Raw genomic sequence first — 20,946 nt, forward strand, 5'->3', positions numbered from 1 at the left:
CAGACACACGGATGCACGAGAGCCGACGCGTCAGTCTACGTCAGTGGTCTCGGAAAGACGAATCGAGAAAGTCTGCCCCACGACGAAGATCCTTAAGCAAGGGGGTCACGCGCCCAACGGGTCCGGCGCCACCGTCACCCCGTACTCCGCCAGCTTCGCCCTGCCGCAGTCGGGAGCCGTCAGCACGAGCGGCCCCTCCTCCGTCAGCGCGATGGAGTGCTCCCAGTGCGAGGACCAGGTGCCGTCGGTCGTGATGACGGTCCAGTCGTCCTCCAGGACCTCCGTGCGGGGGGTGCCGAGGGAGACCATGGGCTCGATGGCCAGGCAGAAGCCGGGGACCAGCTTGGGGCCCTTCCCGCGACCGCGCCCGACGTAGTTCAGGAGGTGCGGGTCCATGTGCATCTCGGTGCCGATGCCGTGGCCGCCGTAGTCCTCGACGATGCCGTACTTGCCGCCGCCGGGCTTCGGCTGGCGGCGGATGTACGTCTCGATGGCGCGGGAGATGTCGACGAGCCGGTTGCCCTGCTTCATCGCCGCGATACCGGCCCACATCGACTCCTCGGTCACCCGGGAGAGCTCGATCAGCTCCGGAGCGTGACCGGTGCCGACGAAGGCCGTGTAGGCCGCGTCACCGTGCCAGCCGTCGATGATCGCGCCGGCGTCGATGGAGATGATGTCGCCGTCCTTCAGGACGGTCTTGTCGTCGGGGATGCCGTGCACGACGACCTCGTTGACCGAGGTGCAGATCGTGGCGGGGAAGCCGCCGTACCCGAGGAAGTTCGACTTCGCGCCGTGCTCGGCGATCACCTTGCGGGCGACGTCGTCCAGGTCCTTGGTGGTGGCGCCGGGCACCGCGGCCTCCCGGGTCGCGGCGTGGATCGCGGCGACGACAAGGCCCGCCTCACGCATCTTCGCGATCTGCTCGGGGGTCTTGATCTGCACCATGGGGCTTCCGCTCTCCGTCATCCGTCGACAAACCGGCTACGTACACGAACCGACTACGTATACAACAGTACGGCCGCGGTCCCCCGAGGGGCACCGCGGCCGAGACAGCGTACTGGACTGCGTACGGGCTACTTGTCGCCCTTGAGGGCGTCCATCGCACGCTTCGTGACCTCGTCCACCTTGCCGAGCGCCGAGATCGTGACCACCAGACCCTGGGTCTTGTAGTGGTCGATGATCGGCTCGGTCTCGCGGTGGTACACGTCGAGACGCTTGCGCACGGTCTCTTCCTTGTCGTCACCGCGCTGGTAGAGCTCGCCGCCGCAGACGTCGCAGACGCCCTCCTGCTTCGGCTTGCTGTACGTCACGTGGAAGACGTGGCTGGAGTCGTTGCGGCAGATGCGGCGGCCCGCGATGCGCTTGACGACCTCGTCCTCGGGGACCTCGAGGTCCAGGACCGCGTCGAGCTTCTGGCCGTCCGTCTTCAGCGCCTCGTCCAGCGCCGCGGCCTGCGACACGTTCCGCGGGAACCCGTCGAGCAGGAAGCCGTTCTCGGCGTCCGGCTGCGCCATGCGGTCCTTCGCCATGCCGATCGTCACCTCGTCGGGAACGAGGTTTCCGGCGTCCATGTACGCCTTCGCCTGCACACCCAGCTCCGTGCCCTGGCTGATGTTGGCGCGGAAGAGGTCGCCCGTGGAGATGTGCGGGATCGACAGGTTCTTGGCGAGGAACGCGGCCTGCGTTCCCTTGCCCGCACCGGGCGGCCCGACGAGGACGATTCGCATCAGCGGAGGAACCCTTCGTAATTGCGCTGCTGGAGCTGGCTCTCGATCTGCTTCACGGTTTCCAGACCCACACCCACGATGATGAGGATGCTCGTCCCGCCGAACGGGAAGTTGCCGTTCGCCTGGAAGCCCACCAACGCCATCGTCGGCACAAGAGCGATCAGTCCCAGATACAGCGAACCCGGCCAGGTGATCCGGTTGAGTACGTAACTCAGGTACTCAGCGGTCGGACGGCCAGCCCGGATGCCCGGGATGAAGCCACCATACTTCTTCATGTTGTCGGCGACTTCCTCGGGGTTGAAGGAGATCGCTACGTAGAAGAAGGCGAAGAACACGATCAGGATGAAGTACGTGGCGATGTAAATCGGGTGGTCACCCTTGGTCAGATTCGCCTCGATCCACGTCTTCCATCCCGAATTGCCACCCGCGAACTGGGCGACGAGCGCGGGAATGTAGAGCAGTGACGAGGCGAAGATCACAGGGATGATGCCCGCCTGATTGACCTTCAGCGGAATGTACGTCGACGTTCCGCCGTAGGACCGGCGGCCGATCATGCGCTTCGCGTACTGGACCGGAATGCGCCGCTGCGCCTGCTCGACGAAGACCACCAGGCCGACCATGACGAGACCGACCGCGATGACGGTGCCGAACTCGATCCAGCCGCCCGCCAGGTCGCCCTGCTGCTTGATGGCCCACAGGGCGCTCGGGAAGGTCGCGGCGATCGAGATGAACATCAGGATCGACATGCCATTGCCGATGCCGCGGTCGGTGATGAGCTCACCGAGCCACATCACGCAGGCCGTACCCGCGGTCATCGTGATGACCATCGTGATCGTGACGAAGATCGACTGGTCGGGAACGATGTCGCTGGCGACGGGGCAGCCCGAGAAGAGGGAGCCGGTACGGGCGGTGGCCACCAGGCCGGTGCCCTGCAGGATCGCGAGCGCGATGGTCAGATAGCGCGTGTACTGCGTGATCTTCGCTGTGCCGGCCTGGCCCTCCTTCTTGAGGGCCTCGAGTCGCGGGATCACCACGGTCAGCAGCTGCAGAATGATGCTCGCCGTGATGTACGGCATGATGCCGAGCGCGAAGATCGTGATCTGCAGCAGCGCGCCACCGCTGAACATGTTGACAAGACCGAACAGACCCTGGTTCGCATTCGCGTTGTCGATGCAGGTCTGGACGTTCTTGTAGTTGACACCGGGAATCGGCACATGCGTGCCCACCCGGTAGATCACGATGATGCCGAGCGTGAAGAGCAGCTTCTTGCGCAGGTCGGGCGTCTTGAACGCCCGGGCGAACGCGGTGAGCACGGTGCCTCCTGCGACCCCCGCGCGCGTGCGCCAGAGGTGGTGGTCTGAGGTTCGACGAATACGTATCAGTCAAGAAAACCGTGCGGCTGGACCGCACGGAGCTTGGACAGTGCACGCCACCTTACCGGCGACCGTGCCCCCCTTGGAACGACCAACCGGGGATGCCCCTTTTGTGGGGCATCCCCGGCTGGGAATCGCTCATGTCATCGACACGTCTGAGGGAATATCAGACGAGCTCGGTGACAGTACCGCCCGCGGCGGTGATCTTCTCCTTGGCGGAGCCGGAGACGGCGTCAACCGTCACCTGCAGCGCCACGGTGAGCTCACCCTGGCCGAGGACCTTGACGAGGCTGTTCTTGCGAACGGCACCCTTGGCGACGAGACCCTCTACGGTGACCTCGCCACCTTCCGGGTACAGCGCGCTCAGCTTGTCGAGGTTCACGACCTGGAACTCGGTCTTGAACGGGTTCTTGAAGCCCTTGAGCTTCGGGAGACGCATGTGGAGGGGCATCTGCCCACCCTCGAAGCGCTCCGGAACCTGGTAACGGGCCTTGGTGCCCTTGGTACCACGACCAGCGGTCTTACCCTTGGACGCCTCACCACGACCCACACGGGTCTTGGCGGTCTTGGCGCCCGGGGCGGGCCGGAGGTTGTGGACCTTCAGCGGGTTCTGCTCCGCCATGTCAGTCGACCTCCTCAACCGTCACGAGGTGGCGGACGGTGTGCACCATTCCGCGGAACTCGGGGCGGTCCTCCTTGACGACCTGCGTGTTGATGCCCTTGAGACCAAGGGAGCGCAGGGTGTCGCGGTGGTTCTGCTTGCTGCCGATGTACGACTTCGTCTGCGTGACCTTGAGGCGAGCCATTACGCACCCGCCCCAGCACGCGCACGGAGAAGAGCCGCGGGGGCGACGTCCTCGAGGGGCAGACCGCGGCGGGCCGCGATCTCCTCGGGACGCTGCAGGCCCTTGAGGGCCGCCACGGTCGCGTGCACGATGTTGATCGCGTTGTCGGAGCCCAGGGACTTCGACAGGATGTCGTGAACGCCCGCGCACTCGAGCACGGCACGCACCGGGCCACCGGCGATAACACCGGTACCGGGGGAAGCAGGCTTCAGCAGGACGACGCCCGCGGCCTTCTCACCCTGGATCGGGTGCGGGATGGTGCCCTGGATACGGGGGACCTTGAAGAAGTGCTTCTTGGCCTCCTCAACACCCTTGGCGATGGCGGCCGGCACCTCCTTGGCCTTGCCGTAACCGACACCCACGGTGCCGTCACCGTCGCCCACCACGACCAGCGCGGTGAAGCTGAAGCGACGACCACCCTTCACAACCTTGGCGACACGGTTGATCGCGACAACGCGCTCAACGTATGCGGTCTTCTCGGCGGCAGCGCCACCGTCGCGACCCTTCCGGTCCCGCCGCTCGCCGCCACCGGCACCGCCACCGCGGCGCTGGGGTCCAGCCATTGGAATTACCTCTCTCTGTTTCCGCTAGCTACGGAACCGACTCAGAACTTGAGTCCGGCTTCGCGGGCGGCGTCCGCCAGGGCGGCGATGCGCCCGGCGTACTGGTTACCACCACGGTCGAACACGACAGTCTCGACACCGGCGGCCTTGGCGCGCTCGGCGACCAGGGCGCCGACCGACTTGGCAGCCGCGGACTTGTCGCCCTCGGCGCCGCGGATCGTGCTGTCCAGGGTCGACGCCGACGCAAGGGTGTGACCCTTGATGTCGTCGATGACCTGGGCCACGATGTGGCGGTTCGAGCGCGTCACGACCAGGCGCGGACGCTCAGCCGTACCCGAGATGTGCTTACGGATGCGGATGTGACGACGCTTGATGGCAGCACGCTTGTAAGCGTCGCCCTTAGCAATCTTGACACCGTATGCCATGGCTTACTTACCCGCCTTTCCGACCTTGCGGCGGATGACTTCGCCTTCGTACTTGACGCCCTTGGCCTTGTACGGGTCGGGCTTGCGCAGCTTGCGGATGTTGGCCGCAACCTCGCCGACCTTCTGCTTGTCGATGCCCTCGACCGAAAGCTTGGTCGCGGACTCCACCTTGAAGGTGATGCCCTCGGGGGCCTCGACCAGGATCGGGTGGCTGTAGCCCAGCGAGAACTCCAGGTTGGAGCCCTTCGCGAGGACGCGGTAACCGACACCGCTGATTTCGAGCTTCTTCACGTAACCCTGGGTCACGCCGGTGATCATGTTCGCCACCAGCGTGCGGGACAGGCCGTGCAGGGCCTTGTTCTGACGCTCGTCGTTCGGGCGGGTGACGTTCAGAACGCCGTCCTCGCCCTTAGCGATCTCGATCGGCGCGACAACGGTGTGCGAGAGGGAACCCTTGGGGCCCTTCACCGCGACCGTACGGCCGTCGATGGTGACGTCCACGCCGGCGGGAACCGTGATGGGGAGCTTGCCAATACGCGACATTAGCTATTCCTCCGTTCCCGACTACCAGACGTAGGCGAGGACTTCCCCACCTACGCCCTTCTTGCCTGCCTGCTGGCCGGTCAGGAGACCGTGCGACGTGGAGATGATCGCCACGCCGAGGCCGCCGAGGACCTTGGGCAGGTTGGTGGACTTCGCGTAAACCCGGAGACCGGGCTTGGAGATCCGCTTGATGCCCGCGATGGAGCGCTCACGGTTCGGGCCGAACTTCAGCTCGAGAACGAGGTTCTTGCCAACCTCGGCGTCCTCGACCTTCCAGCCCGTGATGAAGCCCTCCTGCTGGAGGATCTCCGCGATGTGAGACTTGATCTTGCTGTGCGGCATCGCCACGGTGTCGTGGTACGCCGAGTTCGCGTTACGCAGACGAGTCAGCATGTCCGCGATCGGATCAGTCATGGTCATGAATTGGCCTTCGGCCTCTCTCGCCGTGGTTTCCTATCTGCGCCATCCCTCTCCCCACTCAGAGGCGGGACGGGTGCGGCGCGGGGACCTACGGCGTAGTAAGTCGGTCGGGGCGGCAGACGCCCAACCCTCCTAGCCTAAGCCATGTGGAGGACGGCGTCTGCCAACCCTTTACTTACCGAGAGATCCAAGCAGTCCGGAAAAGTACGGACTACCAGGAGCTCTTGGTCACGCCCGGGAGCTCGCCACGGTGAGCCATCTCACGAAGGCACACGCGGCAGAGGCCGAACTTGCGGTAGACGGAGTGCGGACGGCCGCAGCGCTGGCAGCGGGTGTACGCACGCACACCGAACTTGGGCTTACGAGCAGCCTTGGCAATCAGAGCCTTCTTCGCCATCTCGCTTACGCCTCCTTGAACGGGAAGCCGAGGTGACGAAGGAGCGCACGGCCCTCAGCGTCGTTGGTCGCCGTGGTGACCACGGTGATGTCCATACCCCGGACGCGGTCGATCTTGTCCTGGTCGATCTCGTGGAACATGACCTGCTCCGTGAGGCCGAAGGTGTAGTTGCCACGGCCGTCGAACTGCTTGGGGGACAGACCACGGAAGTCGCGGATGCGCGGCAGCGCGAGCGACAGGGTGCGGTCCAGGAACTCCCACATGCGGTCGCCACGGAGCGTGACGTGGCAGCCGATCGGCTGACCCTCGCGCAGCTTGAACTGCGCGATGGACTTCCGGGCCTTGGTGATGGCCGGCTTCTGACCCGTGATGGTGGTCAGGTCACGGACGGCACCGTCCATGAGCTTGGAGTCACGGGCGGCGTCGCCGACACCCATGTTGACCACGATCTTGACGAGGCCCGGCGTCTGCATGACGTTCTCGTAGGAGAACTCTTCCTGCAGCTTCGCCGCGATCTCCTCGCGGTACTTCGTCTTGAGACGCGGAGTGGTGGTGGTCGTCATCAGATGTCCTCACCCGTCCGCTTGGCAACGCGGATCTTGTTGCCCTCGTCGTCGAAGCGGTATCCGACACGCGTGACAACCTTGTTGCCGTCCTTCTCCACGACCAGCTGGACGTTGGAGACGTGAACGGGGGCCTCGGTGGTCACGATGCCGCCGGCCTGCGAGCCGCTGGCGGTCGGGCCGGCCTTCGTGTGCTTCTTGACCCGGTTGACACCCTCGACCAGGACGCGCTCGTCGCGCGGGTAAGCGGCAATGACCTTGCCCTGCTTGCCCTTGTCCTTACCGGTGATGACCTGGACCAGGTCGCCCTTCTTGATCTTCATGCTTACAGCACCTCCGGCGCGAGCGAGATGATCTTCATGAACTTCTTCTCGCGCAGCTCACGGCCGACGGGGCCGAAGATACGGGTGCCGCGAGGGTCGCCGTCGTTCTTCAGAATGACGGCGGCGTTCTCGTCGAAGCGGATGTACGAGCCGTCCGGACGGCGGCGCTCCTTGACGGTGCGAACGATGACCGCCTTGACGACGTCACCCTTCTTCACGTTGCCACCGGGGATCGCGTCCTTGACGGTGGCGACGATGACGTCACCGATACCCGCGTAGCGGCGACCCGAGCCACCGAGAACACGAATGGTGAGAATTTCCTTCGCACCCGTGTTGTCGGCGACGCGAAGTCGCGACTCCTGCTGGATCACGTCTATCTCCTGTTTGTCTGCCGGTTCCCGGCAGGGGCTTCTCTCTTACGAGGAGGAGGAGCCCCTGCCGAGCCTGGCGGAACGAACTCCGAGGGGGATGCCCCTCGGAGAATTACTTGGCCTTCTCGAGGATCTCGACGATGCGCCAGCGCTTGCTCGCCGACAGCGGACGCGTCTCCATCAGGAGGACGCGGTCGCCGACGCCGGCAGCGTTCTGCTCGTCGTGCGCCTTGAGCTTGTTCGTACGGCGGATGACCTTGCCGTACAGCGCGTGGGTAACACGGTCCTCGACGGCGACGACGACGGTCTTGTCCATCTTGTCGCTGACGACAAGACCCTGGCGGGTCTTGCGGAAGCCGCGCGCGGCCTTCGTCTCTTCAGTCACGTTGCTCTCGCTCATCAGGCGCTCTCCACCGTCTCGATGCCCAGCTCGCGCTCACGCATCAGGGTGTAGATCCGCGCGATGTCCTTACGGACGGCCTTCAGCCGACCGTGGTTCTCGAGCTGACCCGTCGCCGCCTGGAAGCGGAGGTTGAACAGCTCTTCCTTGGCTTCGCGAAGCTTGTTGACAAGCTCCTCGTCGCCCAGTTCGCGCAGCTCGGACGCCTTGGTACCGGCCGACATCACGACTCACCTGCCTCGCGCCGAACGATGCGGCACTTCATCGGAAGCTTGTGAGCAGCGCGGGTAAGCGCCTCACGAGCAATCTTCTCGTTCGGGTACGACAGCTCGAACATCACCCGTCCCGGGTGAACGTTCGCGACCCACCACTCCGGAGAACCCTTACCGGAACCCATGCGGGTCTCGGCAGGCTTCTTGGTGAGGGGGCGGTCCGGGTAGATGTTGATCCAGACCTTGCCGCCACGCTTGATGTGGCGGGTCATCGCGATACGAGCCGCCTCGATCTGGCGGTTGGTCACGTACGCCGGCGTGAGGGCCTGAATGCCGTACTCGCCGAATGCGACCGTCGTACCACCCTTGGCCTGACCACGGCGCTTGGGGTGGTGCTGCTTGCGGTGCTTGACCCTACGGGGGATCAGCATTTCGGTCAGGCCTCCGTTCCGGTGCTCTCAGCCGGAGCGGCAGCGGCGGCGGGAGCGTCGGCCTTGGGGGCCTCGGCAGCCGGCGCGGACTGCTGCTGCGGCTTGCGGCCGCGGCCGCCACGCTCGCCACCGCGGCCACCACGGGCCGGGCGGTCGTTGCCGCCGCCACGGGCCGGGCGGTTACCCGCACGGGCAGCGGCGTTCTCGGCGCGGACCTCGGCGATGTTCTTGACGTCGCCCTTGTAGATCCAGACCTTCACGCCGATGCGGCCGAAGGTCGTCTTGGCCTCGAAGAAGCCGTAGTCGACGTTCGCGCGGAGCGTGTGCAGGGGCACACGGCCCTCGCGGTAGAACTCCGAGCGGGACATCTCGGCGCCGCCGAGACGGCCACCACACTGGATCTTGATGCCCTTGGCGCCGGCCTTCATCGACGACTGCATGCTCTTACGCATGGCGCGACGGAAGGAGACGCGGGAGGACAGCTGCTCCGCCACGGCCTGGGCCACGAGCTGAGCGTCGACCTCGGGGTTCTTGACCTCGAGGATGTTCAGCTGGACCTGCTTGCCCGTGAGCTTCTCGAGGTCACCGCGGATGCGGTCGGCCTCGGCGCCACGGCGGCCGATGACGATGCCGGGACGGGCGGTGTGGATGTCCACACGCACACGGTCACGGGTGCGCTCGATCTCCACCTTCGAGATGCCGGCGCGCTCCATGCCGGACGTCATCATCCGACGGATGGCGACGTCTTCCTTGACGTAGTCCTTGTACAGCTTGTCGGCGTACCAACGCGACTTGAAGTCGGTCGTGACACCGAGCCGGAACCCGTGCGGGTTTACCTTCTGGCCCATTACCGGGTTCCTTCCTTGCTGCTGACGACCACGGTGATGTGGCTGGTCCGCTTACGGATCCGGTAGGCACGGCCCTGGGCACGCGGACGGAACCGCTTCAGGGTCGGGCCCTCATCCACGTACGCCTCGCTGATGACCAGCGAAGAGGCGTCAGAGTGGTCGTAGTTGTGCGCGGCGTTGGCAATGGCGCTGTCAAGCACCTTGCCGACCGGCACGCTCGCGGCCTGCGGGGCGAAACGCAGGACCGCCTGAGCCTCCGTGGCATCCATGCCACGGATGAGGTCCACCACGCGGCGGGCCTTCATGGGCGTGACGCGGATGTACCGCGCCTGGGCCCTGGCTTCCATGGTTGTCCCTTCGGTGTTAGTCATAGTCGTTCCACCCCGCGCTAGCGGCGCTTCGACTTCCGGTCGTCCTTGACGTGGCCGCGGAAGGTGCGAGTCGGCGAGAACTCGCCGAGCTTGTGGCCGACCATCGACTCGGTGACGAACACCGGGATGTGGGTCTTGCCGTTGTGCACCGCGATCGTGTGACCCAGCATGCTGGGAATGATCATCGAGCGACGGGACCAGGTCTTGATGACGTTCTTGGTGCCGGCTTCGTTCTGGACGTCCACCTTCTTTACGAGGTGGTCGTCGACGAAGGGCCCCTTCTTGAGACTGCGCGGCATCTAAACCCGCTCCTAGCGCTTCTTGTTCGACTTGCGGCGGCGGACGATGTACTTGTTGCTCGCCTTGTTGCGATCACGAGTACGACCCTCCTTCTTGCCCCACGGCGAGACCGGGTGGCGACCACCGGAGGTCTTGCCTTCACCACCACCGTGCGGGTGGTCGACCGGGTTCATCACGACACCACGCACGGTCGGGCGGACGCCCTTCCAGCGCATACGGCCGGCCTTGCCCCAGTTGATGTTCGACTGCTCGGCGTTGCCGACCTCGCCGATGGTGGCGCGGCAGCGCACGTCGACGAGACGGATCTCGCCGGACGGCATACGAAGGTGCGCCATGGCGCCTTCCTTCGCGAGCAGCTGCACCGAGGCACCGGCCGAGCGGGCGAACTTCGCGCCGCCGCCGGGCCGCAGCTCGATGGCGTGGAGCGTCGTACCCACCGGGATGTTGCGCAGCGCCATGTTGTTGCCGGGCTTGATGTCGGCGCCAGGGCCGCTCTCAATCCGGTCACCCTGCTGCGTGCCGCGCGGGGCGAGGATGTAGCGCTTCTCGCCGTCCGCGTAGTGCAGCAGCGCGATGCGCGCGGTGCGGTTGGGGTCGTACTCGATGTGCGCGACCTTGGCCGGCACACCGTCCTTGTCGTGACGACGGAAGTCGATCACGCGGAAGGCGCGCTTGTGTCCGCCACCCTGGTGGCGAACGGTGATCCGACCGGCGTTGTTACGGCCGCCCTTGCTGTGCAGCGGGCGAACCAGCGACTTCTCCGGCGTGGACCGCGTTACCTCGACGAAGTCGGCGACGCTGGAGCCACGACGGCCCGGCGTAGTCGGCTTGTACTTGCGGATTCCCATTTCTCAGTCCTCGTCCGATATTCGGACCAGGGCACTCCGTTAGGAGGCCTGGCCGAAGATGTCGATACGGTCGCCCTCAGCAAGGGTCACAATCGCGCGCTTGGTGTCGGCACGCTTGCCGAAACCAGACTTGGTGCGCTTGCGCTTGCCCTGACGGTTGATCGTGTTGACTCCGGTGACCTTGACCGAGAAGACCGACTCGACGGCCTGCTTGATCTGGGTCTTGTTGGAGCCGGGGGCCACGATGAACGTGTACTTGCCCTCGTCGAGCAGCGCGTACGACTTCTCGGAGACGACCGGCTTGACGAGGACGTCGCGCGGGTCCGAGAAGGACTTGCTCAGCGGGGTGGGCTCAACAGCGATCTTGCCCTCGGTCGCGATGCGCTTCGCCTTGGCGACGCGCGCGGCCTTGGCGGCCTTCGCAGCCTTGGACGCGATGCTCTGGTGACGAATAGCCATCAGGCTTCGCTCCCTTCGGTCTCATCGGCCTTGGGGCCAGACACGAAGGACTCGAAGGCGGCCTTGGTGAAGACCACGTCGTCCGAGACGAGCACGTCGTACGTGTTCAGCTGGCCCGGCTCCAGGATGTGCACCTGGGGCAGGTTACGGGCGGAGAGCAGCGCGGTCTCGTCCGAGCGCTCGATGACCAGGAGCACGTTCTTGCGCTCGCTGACCTTGCCGAGCAGGCTCTTCGCGGCCTTCGTCGAGATCTCGCCCTCGACCACGTCGGAGACGACGTGGATGCGGGAGTTGCGCGCCCGGTCGGTGAGGGCGTGACGCAGCGCGGCAGCCTTCATCTTCTTGGGCGTGCGCTGCGAGTAGTCGCGCGGCACGGGGCCGTGGACGACGCCACCGCCGGCGAACTGCGGCGCACGGGTCGAACCCTGGCGCGCGCGGCCGGTGCCCTTCTGGCGGTACGGCTTCTTGCCGCCACCGCGGACTTCGCCACGGCGCTTGGTCTTGTGCGTGCCCTGACGGGCCGCGGCCAGCTGCGCGACGACGACCTGGTGGATCAGCGGAATGCTGATCTTCTCGACGTCGAAGATCTCCGCGGGGAGCTCGACCGTCCCGGTCTTGTCGCCTGCCGGCGAAAGGATGTCAATGGTGCTCATGGGTTACCTCAGGCCCCCTTGGCCGCGGTACGGACCAGGACGAGGCCGCCGTTCGGACCAGGAACCGCGCCCTTGATGAGGAGCAGGCCCTTCTCCGCGTCAACGGCGTGGACGGTCAGGTTCTGGGTGGTGACCCGCTCGTTGCCCATGCGACCCGCCATGCGCATGCCCTTGAAGACACGGCCGGGGGTGGCACAGCCACCGATGGAACCGGGCTTGCGGTGCACGCGGTGGGCACCGTGGGAGGCCTTGCCGCCGTGGAAGTTGTGACGCTTCATCACACCGGCGAAGCCCTTGCCCTTGCTCTTGCCGGTGACGTCGACCTTGATACCGGCCTCGAACGTCTCGGCGGTCAGCTCCTGGCCGAGGGTGTACTCGCTGGCCTCAGCGGTACGGATCTCGACGAGGTGGCGACGGGGGGTCACGTCGGCCTTGGCGAAGTGGCCCTTGAGGGGCTTGTTCACCTTGCGCGGGTCGATCTCGCCGAAGGCGATCTGGACCGACTCGTAGCCGTCGCTGTCATTCGTACGGACCTGGGTAACGACGCAGGGCCCGGCCTTGACCACGGTCACCGGGACGACACGGTTGTTCTCGTCCCAGACCTGGGTCATGCCGAGCTTCTCGCCCAGGATGCCCTTGATCTGCTTGGTCATCTTCTTCGCGCCCTTCAGAGCTTGATCTCGATGTCAACGCCGGCCGGAAGGTCCAGGCGCATCAGCGAGTCAACGGTCTTGGGGGTCGGGTCGAGGATGTCGATCAGGCGCTTGTGCGTGCGCATCTCGAAGTGCTCGCGCGAGTCCTTGTACTTGTGCGGCGACTTGATGACGCAGTACACGTTCTTCTCAGTGGGCAGCGGCACCGGGCCCGCGACCGACGCACCAGTACGCGTCACCGTCTCGACGATCTTCTTCGCCGAGGAGTCGATGACCTCGTGGTCGTAGGCCTTGAGCCGGATGCGGATCTTCTGTCCCGCCATGGCTACTTAGTAGTCCTTTGTCTCGAACGCTCTGGCCCCCGGAAGGCCCTTTTTTCTACTTCCTCCGACCCACGCGGTCGGGCGTGTCGCAGTCCCGCTCACACAGTTCTCCCGAAGGAGAAATCCCTGCTAGGGGCTGCGGCCCAGCTGACCGCAGGTCCGGGGGAAGAAACCCACCGGGCGCCTGGCCGGGTAACCGCACCGCACTTCCCGAAAGATTCCCGTACGTCCGCCTCAGCGCTGCCTGCGGGCTTTTCAGGGCCTTCGACAGATGGGGCGACGAGTACTGTGGGACTCGCTTCCGGTCCTCCCGGCGGGAGGCGCGCAGCATCGGCACTCAACCGAGCAACCATGACAGTCTGCCATACGGGGCATGCCTGGTGCCAATCGAGCGGATGAGCGTACCCCGTGAGTGACGGAGATCAAACCCGGGAGCCGGGTCGGCGCGCCGGAGCCCCGTGCGGGCATGGGGGTCTGGGCGAGTGAAGCCACCGCGCCAGCCACAAGGAACAGGGGCAGCATGATCCGCCGCTACCTCATCCGGCGCTAAACGCCGGTGGTGCCATCGACGCGTTCCCGGACCAGGTCGGCGTGGCCGTTGTGGCGGGCGTACTCCTCGATCATGTGGACGTAGATCCAGCGGAGGTTGACGTCCTGCTCCATGAATCGGCCCGTATCGGTCAGAGCACGGTCGGCGCAGTGCTCGCGGGCGCGGGCGATCTCCGCGTGCCAGGTGGCGAGGGCGTCGCTCAGGGTGGCGCCCGCAGCAAGGTCGAAGCCGCCGTCGGGGCCGTCCGGGTCGGCCTGCGGGTCGTAGATGGGCGGGGCCTGTTCTCCGGCGAGCACGCGGCGGAACCAGTTCCGCTCCACCTCCGCCATGTGCTGGACCAGGCCGGTCAACGTGAAGCCCGACGGCGGCACGGACGCGACGGCGGCCTGCTCATCGTCCAGACCCTCGCACTTCATGGCCAGTGTGGTGCGGTGAAAGTTGAGCCAGCTTTCAAGCGTCGTGCGCTCGTCGGTGTTCAGGGGCGGCATAGGGCGATCGATGGCGCTCATCGGTCGATTATCGCCAGCGGCCGAAGCCGTCGACGGGCGGGCCTCACTACAGGGCGAACGTTGCCTGATGCGCCACTATTTGCCCGGGACGTACGCCAGGAAGTCGCCCCAGGCCGTGCCGCTCACGGTGAACCGGGGGCCGTGCGCGTCCTTGGAATCCCGGACGTGGACCGGTCAGGGCGGAACTGCGTCTCACACCGCCGGAACCCGCCCCCGCGTGCTCCGGCGGCACAGGCGGCTTCCCCAAGAAACCTGAGAGAGAAAGAACCCCCACCAAGCCCCACCAGGCCCCGCCGGGCCGCGAGTCAGCGGTGCCGCGCCCGCTCACTCCCCCGAGTGAACATCACCGGCTCAGCTGGCTTTCGGGCCCCCCGTCTCCCCTACTGTCAGCGCCAGCAGGCAAAACAACCGCAGACATGCGACGGCCCCCGCCGGGACGGCAATCCCGAGGCGAGGGCCTGACCACCGAGGAAGATAGGACCTTCCCGATGGACACCCAAAACCCTAGCGCGTCCCCGTGCGCCAAGTCCGCCGACGGGGACAACAAACCCCCCGCAAGGGCGACCACACGTCCCCGAGGCGAAGCGCACGCCACCGCTGCCCGGCGCCAGCCGTCCGGCATCGCCCACGAGAACACCCGCCACACCGCCCGTTTCACGGTGATCGGCAACCACCTCGCGCAGCACCAGGAGCTGTCCCTCCTGGCGATCGGCCTGGCCTGCCACATCCAGTCGCTGCCGACCGGCGCCCGCGTCGACATCAAGACGCTGGCAGCCCGCTTCCCCGAGGGAGCCACCCGTATCGCCGCGGGCCTCCGTGAGCTGGAGACACACGGCTACCTGCGCCGGGACCGCGAACGCACCCCCACCGGCCGCATCGTCACCCGCACGACCTCCTGCAACCAGCCACGCACCACCCGGCAACACCCCCCGTCGCCGAAGCCCCACCCCGAAGAGGCGCGAGCCGAGCAGGCATCCCCCTCGCCACCCCGCAAAATTCCCCGCCCCCTCCCGGCGGTACCGCACCCCACCTGCGCGGCCCCGCCCCTCCTCGACGAGGCGAACCAGCTCCTCACGGGCCTGCGCCACCACGACCCGCGCCTGATCCTGACGGCCCGCGACACGGCCCACCTGACCATGGGTGTGGTCGCCTGGCTGGAACGGGACGTCACCCTTGAGGCCGTGCGCCACGCCCTGACGCACGACCTGCCACCCACGGACCTGTGCCGCCCGGCCGCCCTGCTGGCCCACCGCCTGACGGCCCTCCTCCCACCCGCACCCGCCTTCCGCACCCCGACGGCGATCCGGCACCCCCTCCAGAACTGCGACACCTGCGACCGCGCCTTCCGAGGCCCGGAGCCGGGGCCCTGCGGCGACTGCCGCGAGGCTGAGGAACCGGCGTCCGATCTCCCGTACACCCACTGACCAGCGGAAACACTGAACAATGTTCGCGTCCCCCCATCCCGAGAGCCACAGGCGACTAACCTGGCCAGTGCACTCCCGGGAGGACCGTATGAGCACGCAGGCCGACCACGGACACGAGCTGGCACCCCGCCCTGAGCACACGCCCGACGCCCTGCGCGCCGCCCTCGCCGTCGTCGCCCCGGCGCGCCTGCCGGAGATGCAGCGCACCAAGGACGAGGCCTTTGCCAAGGCCGTCGAGTGGCAGTCCCTCAGCCCGGTACGGAGCTGGGTCCTCACCTGGGCCCGGGACATCGAGATCGCGCGCCGCCCCGACCTGTCCGCCCGGCACACCCGCGCGACGCGGGACCTGGAGCACGAAGACGCGGCAGTCGCCGGGGAAGCCCTGCGTGAGCTGAGCGCTGTCCTCGACGAGGCCATGAAGGCAGTACGGGCTTGAGCTGGAGCTGGGAGTACGCCTTCGCAGCGGAAGAAGCCGCCCGTACCGCGCCAACGCGCACCACGCACGCAAAAGGGCCCGTACGACCGAAGTCGTACGGGCCCTTCCGTTACTGCGTGTACTGCGATGCGCTCAGTTCAGAGCGACCGGGTTACCCCGATCCGCAAGCAAGTCGAGGACTTACTTGTTGATCTTGGTGACCTGGCCGGCGCCGACGGTCCGGCCACCCTCACGGATGGCGAACTTCAGGCCCTCTTCCATGGCGACGGGCTGGATGAGCTCGACGCTCATCTCGGTGTTGTCGCCCGGCATGACCATCTCGGTGCCCTCGGGGAGGGTAACGACGCCGGTCACGTCCGTGGTGCGGAAGTAGAACTGCGGGCGGTAGTTGTTGAAGAACGGGGTGTGACGGCCACCCTCGTCCTTCGACAGGATGTAGGCCTGGGCCTCGAACTCGGTGTGCGGCGTGACCGAACCGGGCTTGATGATGACCTGGCCGCGCTCGACGTCCTCGCGCTTGATGCCACGGAGGAGCAGACCGACGTTCTCACCGGCCTGGCCCTCGTCGAGCAGCTTGCGGAACATCTCGATGCCGGTGACCGTGGTGGTGGTCTTCTCGGTCTTGATACCGATGATGTCGACGGTCTCGTTGACCTTGAGGACACCACGCTCGATACGACCGGTGACGACCGTGCCACGACCGGTGATCGTGAAGACGTCCTCGATCGGCATCAGGAACGGCTTGTCGACGTCGCGCTCGGGCTCCGGGATCGACTCGTCGACGGCCTTCATCAGGTCGAGGACGGTCTGGCCCCACTCCTTGTCGCCCTCAAGGGCCTTCAGAGCGGAGACCTTGACGACCGGAAGGTCGTCGCCCGGGAACTCGTACTCGGAGAGGAGCTCACGGACCTCGAGCTCGACGAGCTCCAGGATCTCCTCGTCGTCCACCATGTCGGCCTTGTTCAGGGCGACGACGATGTACGGAACGCCGACCTGGCGGGCCAGGAGCACGTGCTCCTTGGTCTGCGGCATCGGGCCGTCGGTGGCGGCGACCACGAGGATGGCGCCGTCCATCTGCGCGGCACCCGTGATCATGTTCTTGATGTAGTCCGCGTGACCGGGGCAGTCGACGTGGGCGTAGTGACGCGCCTCGGTCTGGTACTCGACGTGCGCGATCGAGATCGTGATACCGCGCTGGCGCTCCTCGGGAGCCTTGTCGATCTGGTCGAAGGCCGAGGCCTCGTTCAGGTCGGGGTACGCGTCGTGCAGCACCTTGGTAATGGCGGCCGTGAGGGTCGTCTTACCGTGGTCAATGTGACCGATGGTGCCGATGTTGACGTGCGGCTTAGTCCGCTCGAACTTCGCCTTCGCCACTGGGTCCTCCTGTGGAGTGGTTCTGTACGCCTTGCTTCATCGGCGCCAGGTGATCTTTGCTGGGAAGCCAGCCGCCGGGGTTCTTGCCCTGGGGTTCCGAACCCCGGCGGATGGTGTCAAGCCTAAAGCGTGAACTCGGGTGAGTTACTCGCCCTTGGCCTTCGCGATGATCTCCTCGGCGACGTTCCGCGGAACCTCGGCGTAGGAGTCGAACTGCATTGAGTAGCTTGCGCGACCCGACGTCTTGCTGCGGAGGTCTCCGACGTAGCCGAACATCTCCGAGAGGGGCACGAGGCCCTTCACGACGCGAGCACCGCTGCGCTCCTCCATGGCCTGAATCTGGCCACGGCGGGAGTTGATGTCACCGATGACATCGCCCATGTAGTCCTCGGGCGTGGTGACCTCGACGGCCATCATCGGCTCGAGCAGTACGGGACCGGCCTTGCGAGCGGCCTCCTTGAAGGCCTGCGAGCCGGCGATCTTGAAGGCGAGCTCGGAGGAGTCGACCTCGTGGTAGGCACCGTCGATGAGCGTGACGCGGACGCCAGTCATCTCGTAGCCCGCCAGGATGCCGAACTGCATGGCCTCCTGCGCACCCGCGTCCACCGAGGGGATGTACTCCTTGGGGATGCGGCCACCGGTGACCTTGTTCACGAACTCGTACGACGCGTCGCCGTCCGTGATGGGCTCGATCGCGATCTGAACCTTCGCGAACTGACCCGTACCACCGGTCTGCTTCTTGTGGGTGAAGTCGACGCGCTCGACGGTCTTGCGGATCGTCTCGCGGTACGCCACCTGCGGCTTGCCGACGTTCGCCTCGACGCGGAATTCGCGCTTCATGCGGTCGACGAGCACCTCGAGGTGAAGCTCGCCCATACCACCGATGATGGTCTGGCCGGTCTCCTCGTCCGAGTGAACGCGGAAGGAGGGGTCCTCCTCCGAGAGACGCTGGATGGCGACACCCAGCTTCTCCTGGTCACCCTTGGACTTCGGCTCGATGGCGACCTCGATGACCGGCGCCGGGAAGTCCATGGACTCCAGGATCACCGGGCTCTTGTCGTCACTGAGCGTCTCACCCGTGGTGGTCTGCTTCAGGCCCATGACGGCGACGATGTCACCGGCGCCCACCGACGCGATCTCCTCACGCTTGTTCGCGTGCATGCGGTAGATCTTGCCGATGCGCTCCTTCTTGCCCTTGACGGAGTTCAGCACCGCGGTGCCGGCCTCCAGGCGACCGGAGTAGATCCGGACGAAGGTGAGCTTGCCGAGGTGCGGGTCGCTCGCGATCTTGAACGCGAGGGCCGACAGCGGCTCGTCGTCGGACGGCTTGCGCTTGACGACCGTCTCCGGGTCCTTGACGTCGTGGCCCTCGATGGCCTCGACGTCCAGGGGGGACGGCAGGTAGCGCACGACCGCGTCGAGCAGGGGCTGGACGCCCTTGTTCTTGAACGCGGTACCGCAGAAGACGGGGGTGACGGTGGTGTCGCCGCCCTTGCCGGACGCGATGGTGATGCGACGGATCGCCGCGTACAGCTGCTCCTCGGTGGGCTCCTGGCCCTCGAGGTACAGCTCCATCATGTCCTCGTCGTTCTCCGCGACGGCCTCGAGCAGCTTGCCGCGGTACTCCTCGGCAGCCTCGGTGTGCGTGGCGGGGATGTCGACGATGTCGTAGGCCTCGCCCAACTTGGTCTCTGCGGACCAGACGAAGGCCTTCATCGTGACGAGGTCGACGACGCCCTTGAAGTCAGCCTCTGCGCCGATGGGCAGCTGCATGACGAGCGGGGTCGCACCGAGGCGGTCGACGATCATGTCGACACAACGGTGGAACTCGGCACCGGTGCGGTCGAGCTTGTTGACGAAGCAGATGCGCGGGACGCCGTAGCGGTCCGCCTGACGCCACACGGTCTCGGACTGGGGCTCGACGCCGGCGACGCCGTCGAACACCGTCACGGCACCGTCGAGCACGCGGAGCGAACGCTCCACCTCGACGGTGAAGTCGACGTGGCCCGGGGTGTCGATGATGTTGATCGTGTGGTCGACGTCGTTCAGCGGCCAGTGACAGGTGGTGGCAGCAGAGGTGATCGTGATGCCACGCTCCTGCTCCTGCTCCATCCAGTCCATCGTGGCGGCGCCGTCGTGGACCTCACCGATCTTGTACGAGACACCGGTGTAGAACAGGATCCGCTCGGTGGTCGTCGTCTTGCCCGCGTCGATGTGGGCCATGATGCCGATGTTGCGCACCTTGGCCAGGTCAAGTGAAGTGGTAGCCATGTCGGCTCAGTCTTCTCTCGGTCTCGATGTGGGTAGCGACTACCAGCGGTAGTGCGCGAAGGCCTTGTTGGACTCGGCCATCTTGTGGGTGTCCTCGCGCTTCTTCACAGCGGCACCGAGGCCGTTGGAGGCGTCGAGGAGCTCGTTGAGCAGACGCTCGGTCATGGTCTTCTCGCGACGGGCGCGGGAGTAACCGACCAGCCAGCGCAGGGCGAGCGTGTTCGCACGGCCCGGCTTGACCTCGATCGGGACCTGGTAGGTCGCGCCACCGACACGGCGGGACTTGACCTCGAGGGTCGGCTTGATGTTCTCGAGCGCGCGCTTGAGGGTGATGACCGGGTCGTTGCCGGTCTTCTCCTTCAGGCCTTCCATGGCGCCGTAGACGATGCGCTCGGCGGTGGAACGCTTGCCGTTCAGCAGCACCTTGTTGATGAGGGAGGTCACCAGAGGAGAACCGTAGACCGGGTCGATGATGACCGGGCGCTTCGGGGCGGGGCCCTTACGAGGCATTCTTACTTCTCCTTCTTGGCGCCGTAGCGGCTGCGGGCCTGCTTGCGGTTCTTGACACCCTGGGTGTCGAGCGAACCGCGGATGATCTTGTAGCGAACACCAGGCAGGTCCTTCACACGGCCACCACGCACGAGCACGATGGAGTGCTCCTGCAGGTTGTGTCCCTCACCCGGAATGTAGGCCGTGACCTCGATCCCGGAGGTCAGACGCACACGCGCGACCTTACGGAGGGCCGAGTTCGGCTTCTTCGGGGTGGTCGTGAACACACGCGTGCAGACGCCACGGCGCTGGGGCGAACCCTCGAGTGCGGGCGTCTTGTTCTTCTCGACCTTGTCCTGCCGGCCCTTCCGGACCAGCTGCTGGATCGTAGGCACTACTTCTCCGGTTTCTGTGTGCCGAATAGTAAAGCTAACCCGGAACATCGCCGACCCACGCGGTCGGGTGTGTCGAATGCTGCAGACTCCCGCCGCAAGGCGGAAAGGGGCGCAGATCACGGTGGCCGTTGACGGACTCGCATCGCGGTTGAGGACACGCGCACGAGCCCAGGCACACCCCAGGCACAAGGTATGAGCGTACCTACCTCATCGAGTCTGGTCAAAACAAATGCGGTGGGGGGCGACACGCCGGGCATCTGGCCGCATCGTGGACACCCCGGCCGCCCGCTTCCTGGCCCGCCACGGCCCGGCGAGGGCCCTTCACGGCCACCACGTCGGCCCACCGGCCCCCGACCCGGACCGACCCGGCCCAGGGCCGCCCCGGCGCCGTGAGCGCCTCCTGCGCCGAAGGGCGGCCACCCCGTCCCCGGGATGACCGCCCTTCAGTCC

At 66.2% G+C, this 20,946-nt stretch carries 31 protein-coding genes and 1 pseudogene; 2 read left to right on the forward strand and 30 right to left on the reverse strand.

The annotated features are described in order from the left end of the window. Positions 1-105 precede the first annotated feature (105 nt). From map to ACFVYR_RS16160, 26 genes and pseudogenes are all read right to left on the reverse strand, one after another. Complete coding sequence (gene map / locus ACFVYR_RS16035; protein WP_384250426.1) at positions 106-945, reverse strand: type I methionyl aminopeptidase; 840 nt, start codon at positions 943-945, stop codon at positions 106-108. 128 nt (positions 946-1,073) lie between these two features. Further along, positions 1,074-1,727: an adenylate kinase gene (locus ACFVYR_RS16040; protein WP_384250429.1), complete on the reverse strand. Its 654-nt coding sequence runs from the start codon at positions 1,725-1,727 to the stop codon at positions 1,074-1,076. Beyond that, positions 1,727-3,040, reverse strand: coding sequence for a preprotein translocase subunit SecY (secY, locus tag ACFVYR_RS16045; RefSeq protein ID WP_384250431.1), 1,314 nt, complete (start codon positions 3,038-3,040; stop codon positions 1,727-1,729). The genes ACFVYR_RS16040 and secY overlap by 1 nt, the downstream gene beginning before the upstream one ends. A 226-nt stretch (positions 3,041-3,266) precedes the next feature. Further along, positions 3,267-3,722 carry a 50S ribosomal protein L15 gene (gene rplO, locus ACFVYR_RS16050; RefSeq protein ID WP_062775150.1) on the reverse strand — a complete coding sequence of 152 codons (456 nt, stop codon included), beginning with the start codon at positions 3,720-3,722 and terminating at the stop codon, positions 3,267-3,269. Between the two features lies 1 nt (position 3,723). Beyond that, positions 3,724-3,906 carry a 50S ribosomal protein L30 gene (gene rpmD / locus ACFVYR_RS16055; RefSeq protein WP_055553514.1) on the reverse strand — a complete coding sequence of 61 codons (183 nt, stop codon included), beginning with the start codon at positions 3,904-3,906 and terminating at the stop codon, positions 3,724-3,726. Next, positions 3,906-4,508, reverse strand: coding sequence for a 30S ribosomal protein S5 (gene rpsE, locus ACFVYR_RS16060; RefSeq protein ID WP_055553512.1), 603 nt, complete (start codon positions 4,506-4,508; stop codon positions 3,906-3,908). Before rpsE ends, rpmD begins: the two co-directional genes overlap by 1 nt. Before the next feature lie 41 nt (positions 4,509-4,549). Next, positions 4,550-4,933 (reverse strand): 50S ribosomal protein L18, encoded by a 384-nt coding sequence (gene rplR / locus ACFVYR_RS16065; RefSeq protein WP_127912613.1) that lies wholly within the window; start codon positions 4,931-4,933, stop codon positions 4,550-4,552. 3 nt (positions 4,934-4,936) lie between these two features. Beyond that, entirely contained in the window at positions 4,937-5,476 is a 540-nt protein-coding gene (gene rplF, locus ACFVYR_RS16070; RefSeq protein ID WP_135332560.1) for a 50S ribosomal protein L6, read from the reverse strand. A 21-nt stretch (positions 5,477-5,497) separates the two neighbouring features. Beyond that, on the reverse strand, positions 5,498-5,896 hold the full coding sequence (gene rpsH / locus ACFVYR_RS16075; protein WP_018528360.1) for a 30S ribosomal protein S8: 399 nt from the start codon (positions 5,894-5,896) through the stop codon (positions 5,498-5,500). Between the two features lie 211 nt (positions 5,897-6,107). Next, complete coding sequence (locus tag ACFVYR_RS16080; RefSeq protein WP_003956452.1) at positions 6,108-6,293, reverse strand: type Z 30S ribosomal protein S14; 186 nt, start codon at positions 6,291-6,293, stop codon at positions 6,108-6,110. Between the two features lie 5 nt (positions 6,294-6,298). Then, on the reverse strand, positions 6,299-6,856 hold the full coding sequence (gene rplE, locus ACFVYR_RS16085; RefSeq protein ID WP_135332558.1) for a 50S ribosomal protein L5: 558 nt from the start codon (positions 6,854-6,856) through the stop codon (positions 6,299-6,301). After that, a complete protein-coding gene (gene rplX / locus ACFVYR_RS16090) occupies positions 6,856-7,179 on the reverse strand; it encodes a 50S ribosomal protein L24 (protein ID WP_016645174.1) in 324 nt (107 codons plus the stop codon). The genes rplE and rplX overlap by 1 nt, the downstream gene beginning before the upstream one ends. Positions 7,180-7,181: 2 nt before the next feature. Continuing rightward, entirely contained in the window at positions 7,182-7,550 is a 369-nt protein-coding gene (gene rplN, locus ACFVYR_RS16095; RefSeq protein ID WP_003974257.1) for a 50S ribosomal protein L14, read from the reverse strand. 112 nt (positions 7,551-7,662) lie between these two features. Further along, the gene (gene rpsQ, locus ACFVYR_RS16100) at positions 7,663-7,950 is read right to left on the reverse strand and encodes a 30S ribosomal protein S17 (protein ID WP_384250439.1); all 288 of its coding nucleotides are present in this window, start codon (positions 7,948-7,950) and stop codon (positions 7,663-7,665) included. Next, a complete protein-coding gene (rpmC, locus tag ACFVYR_RS16105) occupies positions 7,950-8,174 on the reverse strand; it encodes a 50S ribosomal protein L29 (protein WP_127912615.1) in 225 nt (74 codons plus the stop codon). Before rpmC ends, rpsQ begins: the two co-directional genes overlap by 1 nt. Continuing rightward, the gene (gene rplP / locus ACFVYR_RS16110) at positions 8,174-8,593 is read right to left on the reverse strand and encodes a 50S ribosomal protein L16 (RefSeq protein WP_030782563.1); all 420 of its coding nucleotides are present in this window, start codon (positions 8,591-8,593) and stop codon (positions 8,174-8,176) included. Before rplP ends, rpmC begins: the two co-directional genes overlap by 1 nt. 5 nt (positions 8,594-8,598) lie before the next feature. Next, complete coding sequence (gene rpsC / locus ACFVYR_RS16115) at positions 8,599-9,441, reverse strand: 30S ribosomal protein S3 (protein ID WP_361716669.1); 843 nt, start codon at positions 9,439-9,441, stop codon at positions 8,599-8,601. Then, positions 9,441-9,788: a 50S ribosomal protein L22 gene (rplV, locus tag ACFVYR_RS16120; RefSeq protein WP_016645177.1), complete on the reverse strand. Its 348-nt coding sequence runs from the start codon at positions 9,786-9,788 to the stop codon at positions 9,441-9,443. Before rplV ends, rpsC begins: the two co-directional genes overlap by 1 nt. A gap of 41 nt (positions 9,789-9,829) precedes the next feature. Then, positions 9,830-10,111 (reverse strand): 30S ribosomal protein S19, encoded by a 282-nt coding sequence (gene rpsS / locus ACFVYR_RS16125; RefSeq protein WP_125514475.1) that lies wholly within the window; start codon positions 10,109-10,111, stop codon positions 9,830-9,832. 12 nt (positions 10,112-10,123) lie between these two features. After that, entirely contained in the window at positions 10,124-10,960 is an 837-nt protein-coding gene (rplB, locus tag ACFVYR_RS16130) for a 50S ribosomal protein L2 (RefSeq protein WP_055553495.1), read from the reverse strand. Positions 10,961-10,999: 39 nt separating this feature from the next. Then, entirely contained in the window at positions 11,000-11,419 is a 420-nt protein-coding gene (gene rplW / locus ACFVYR_RS16135) for a 50S ribosomal protein L23 (protein WP_223776220.1), read from the reverse strand. Further along, positions 11,419-12,072, reverse strand: coding sequence for a 50S ribosomal protein L4 (rplD, locus tag ACFVYR_RS16140; protein ID WP_384250444.1), 654 nt, complete (start codon positions 12,070-12,072; stop codon positions 11,419-11,421). The genes rplW and rplD overlap by 1 nt, the downstream gene beginning before the upstream one ends. An 8-nt stretch (positions 12,073-12,080) precedes the next feature. Beyond that, complete coding sequence (gene rplC / locus ACFVYR_RS16145) at positions 12,081-12,725, reverse strand: 50S ribosomal protein L3 (protein ID WP_384250447.1); 645 nt, start codon at positions 12,723-12,725, stop codon at positions 12,081-12,083. A gap of 14 nt (positions 12,726-12,739) precedes the next feature. Then, a complete protein-coding gene (rpsJ, locus tag ACFVYR_RS16150) occupies positions 12,740-13,048 on the reverse strand; it encodes a 30S ribosomal protein S10 (protein WP_003948644.1) in 309 nt (102 codons plus the stop codon). Between the two features lie 546 nt (positions 13,049-13,594). Then, the gene (locus ACFVYR_RS16155; RefSeq protein ID WP_384250449.1) at positions 13,595-14,107 is read right to left on the reverse strand and encodes a DinB family protein; all 513 of its coding nucleotides are present in this window, start codon (positions 14,105-14,107) and stop codon (positions 13,595-13,597) included. A 75-nt stretch (positions 14,108-14,182) separates the two neighbouring features. Continuing rightward, positions 14,183-14,266: pseudogene (locus ACFVYR_RS16160) on the reverse strand (DUF397 domain-containing protein); the annotation flags it as partial. A gap of 329 nt (positions 14,267-14,595) precedes the next feature. Between ACFVYR_RS16160 and ACFVYR_RS16165 the strand changes: the two are divergent. Together ACFVYR_RS16165 and ACFVYR_RS16170 are read left to right on the forward strand one after the other, a co-directional pair. Next, a complete protein-coding gene (locus ACFVYR_RS16165; protein ID WP_384250452.1) occupies positions 14,596-15,531 on the forward strand; it encodes a helix-turn-helix domain-containing protein in 936 nt (311 codons plus the stop codon). Between the two features lie 88 nt (positions 15,532-15,619). Next, positions 15,620-15,967 (forward strand): hypothetical protein, encoded by a 348-nt coding sequence (locus ACFVYR_RS16170; protein ID WP_384250455.1) that lies wholly within the window; start codon positions 15,620-15,622, stop codon positions 15,965-15,967. Between the two features lie 180 nt (positions 15,968-16,147). On the opposite strand, the gene tuf is transcribed toward ACFVYR_RS16170, so the two are convergent. The 4 genes from tuf to rpsL all read right to left on the reverse strand — a co-directional run bounded on the left by tuf (position 16,148) and on the right by rpsL (position 20,496). Further along, positions 16,148-17,341 carry an elongation factor Tu gene (tuf, locus tag ACFVYR_RS16175; RefSeq protein WP_362994426.1) on the reverse strand — a complete coding sequence of 398 codons (1,194 nt, stop codon included), beginning with the start codon at positions 17,339-17,341 and terminating at the stop codon, positions 16,148-16,150. Positions 17,342-17,485: 144 nt separating this feature from the next. Then, positions 17,486-19,612 (reverse strand): elongation factor G, encoded by a 2,127-nt coding sequence (gene fusA / locus ACFVYR_RS16180; RefSeq protein WP_384250459.1) that lies wholly within the window; start codon positions 19,610-19,612, stop codon positions 17,486-17,488. Between the two features lie 39 nt (positions 19,613-19,651). Next, positions 19,652-20,122, reverse strand: coding sequence for a 30S ribosomal protein S7 (rpsG, locus tag ACFVYR_RS16185; protein WP_055553483.1), 471 nt, complete (start codon positions 20,120-20,122; stop codon positions 19,652-19,654). A 2-nt stretch (positions 20,123-20,124) separates the two neighbouring features. Further along, the gene (gene rpsL, locus ACFVYR_RS16190; protein ID WP_003948652.1) at positions 20,125-20,496 is read right to left on the reverse strand and encodes a 30S ribosomal protein S12; all 372 of its coding nucleotides are present in this window, start codon (positions 20,494-20,496) and stop codon (positions 20,125-20,127) included. Positions 20,497-20,946: the final 450 nt, after the last annotated feature.

Source organism: Streptomyces sp. NPDC058284 (assembly GCF_042881135.1).
GTDB lineage: Bacteria > Actinomycetota > Actinomycetes > Streptomycetales > Streptomycetaceae > Streptomyces.

Coding starts and splice junctions, on each gene's coding strand:
- ACFVYR_RS16165 (WP_384250452.1), top strand. CDS start 14,596: ATGGACACCCAAAACCCTAGCGCGTCCCCGTGCGCCAAGTCCGCCGAC.
- rplR (WP_127912613.1), bottom strand. CDS start 4,933: ATGGCATACGGTGTCAAGATTGCTAAGGGCGACGCTTACAAGCGTGCT.
- fusA (WP_384250459.1), bottom strand. CDS start 19,612: ATGGCTACCACTTCACTTGACCTGGCCAAGGTGCGCAACATCGGCATC.
- ACFVYR_RS16170 (WP_384250455.1), top strand. CDS start 15,620: ATGAGCACGCAGGCCGACCACGGACACGAGCTGGCACCCCGCCCTGAG.
- ACFVYR_RS16040 (WP_384250429.1), bottom strand. CDS start 1,727: ATGCGAATCGTCCTCGTCGGGCCGCCCGGTGCGGGCAAGGGAACGCAG.
- rpmD (WP_055553514.1), bottom strand. CDS start 3,906: ATGGCTCGCCTCAAGGTCACGCAGACGAAGTCGTACATCGGCAGCAAG.
- ACFVYR_RS16155 (WP_384250449.1), bottom strand. CDS start 14,107: ATGAGCGCCATCGATCGCCCTATGCCGCCCCTGAACACCGACGAGCGC.
- rplD (WP_384250444.1), bottom strand. CDS start 12,072: ATGAGCACCATTGACATCCTTTCGCCGGCAGGCGACAAGACCGGGACG.
- rplE (WP_135332558.1), bottom strand. CDS start 6,856: ATGACGACCACCACCACTCCGCGTCTCAAGACGAAGTACCGCGAGGAG.
- rplP (WP_030782563.1), bottom strand. CDS start 8,593: ATGCTGATCCCCCGTAGGGTCAAGCACCGCAAGCAGCACCACCCCAAG.
- rplC (WP_384250447.1), bottom strand. CDS start 12,725: ATGACCAAGCAGATCAAGGGCATCCTGGGCGAGAAGCTCGGCATGACC.
- rplX (WP_016645174.1), bottom strand. CDS start 7,179: ATGAAGATCAAGAAGGGCGACCTGGTCCAGGTCATCACCGGTAAGGAC.
- rpsG (WP_055553483.1), bottom strand. CDS start 20,122: ATGCCTCGTAAGGGCCCCGCCCCGAAGCGCCCGGTCATCATCGACCCG.
- rpsJ (WP_003948644.1), bottom strand. CDS start 13,048: ATGGCGGGACAGAAGATCCGCATCCGGCTCAAGGCCTACGACCACGAG.
- rpsH (WP_018528360.1), bottom strand. CDS start 5,896: ATGACCATGACTGATCCGATCGCGGACATGCTGACTCGTCTGCGTAAC.
- map (WP_384250426.1), bottom strand. CDS start 945: ATGGTGCAGATCAAGACCCCCGAGCAGATCGCGAAGATGCGTGAGGCG.
- rplF (WP_135332560.1), bottom strand. CDS start 5,476: ATGTCGCGTATTGGCAAGCTCCCCATCACGGTTCCCGCCGGCGTGGAC.
- ACFVYR_RS16080 (WP_003956452.1), bottom strand. CDS start 6,293: ATGGCGAAGAAGGCTCTGATTGCCAAGGCTGCTCGTAAGCCCAAGTTC.
- rpsC (WP_361716669.1), bottom strand. CDS start 9,441: ATGGGCCAGAAGGTAAACCCGCACGGGTTCCGGCTCGGTGTCACGACC.
- rplW (WP_223776220.1), bottom strand. CDS start 11,419: ATGGCTATTCGTCACCAGAGCATCGCGTCCAAGGCTGCGAAGGCCGCC.
- rpsE (WP_055553512.1), bottom strand. CDS start 4,508: ATGGCTGGACCCCAGCGCCGCGGTGGCGGTGCCGGTGGCGGCGAGCGG.
- rplO (WP_062775150.1), bottom strand. CDS start 3,722: ATGGCGGAGCAGAACCCGCTGAAGGTCCACAACCTCCGGCCCGCCCCG.
- rplV (WP_016645177.1), bottom strand. CDS start 9,788: ATGGAAGCCAGGGCCCAGGCGCGGTACATCCGCGTCACGCCCATGAAG.
- rplB (WP_055553495.1), bottom strand. CDS start 10,960: ATGGGAATCCGCAAGTACAAGCCGACTACGCCGGGCCGTCGTGGCTCC.
- rpsS (WP_125514475.1), bottom strand. CDS start 10,111: ATGCCGCGCAGTCTCAAGAAGGGGCCCTTCGTCGACGACCACCTCGTA.
- rpmC (WP_127912615.1), bottom strand. CDS start 8,174: ATGTCGGCCGGTACCAAGGCGTCCGAGCTGCGCGAACTGGGCGACGAG.
- rpsQ (WP_384250439.1), bottom strand. CDS start 7,950: ATGAGCGAGAGCAACGTGACTGAAGAGACGAAGGCCGCGCGCGGCTTC.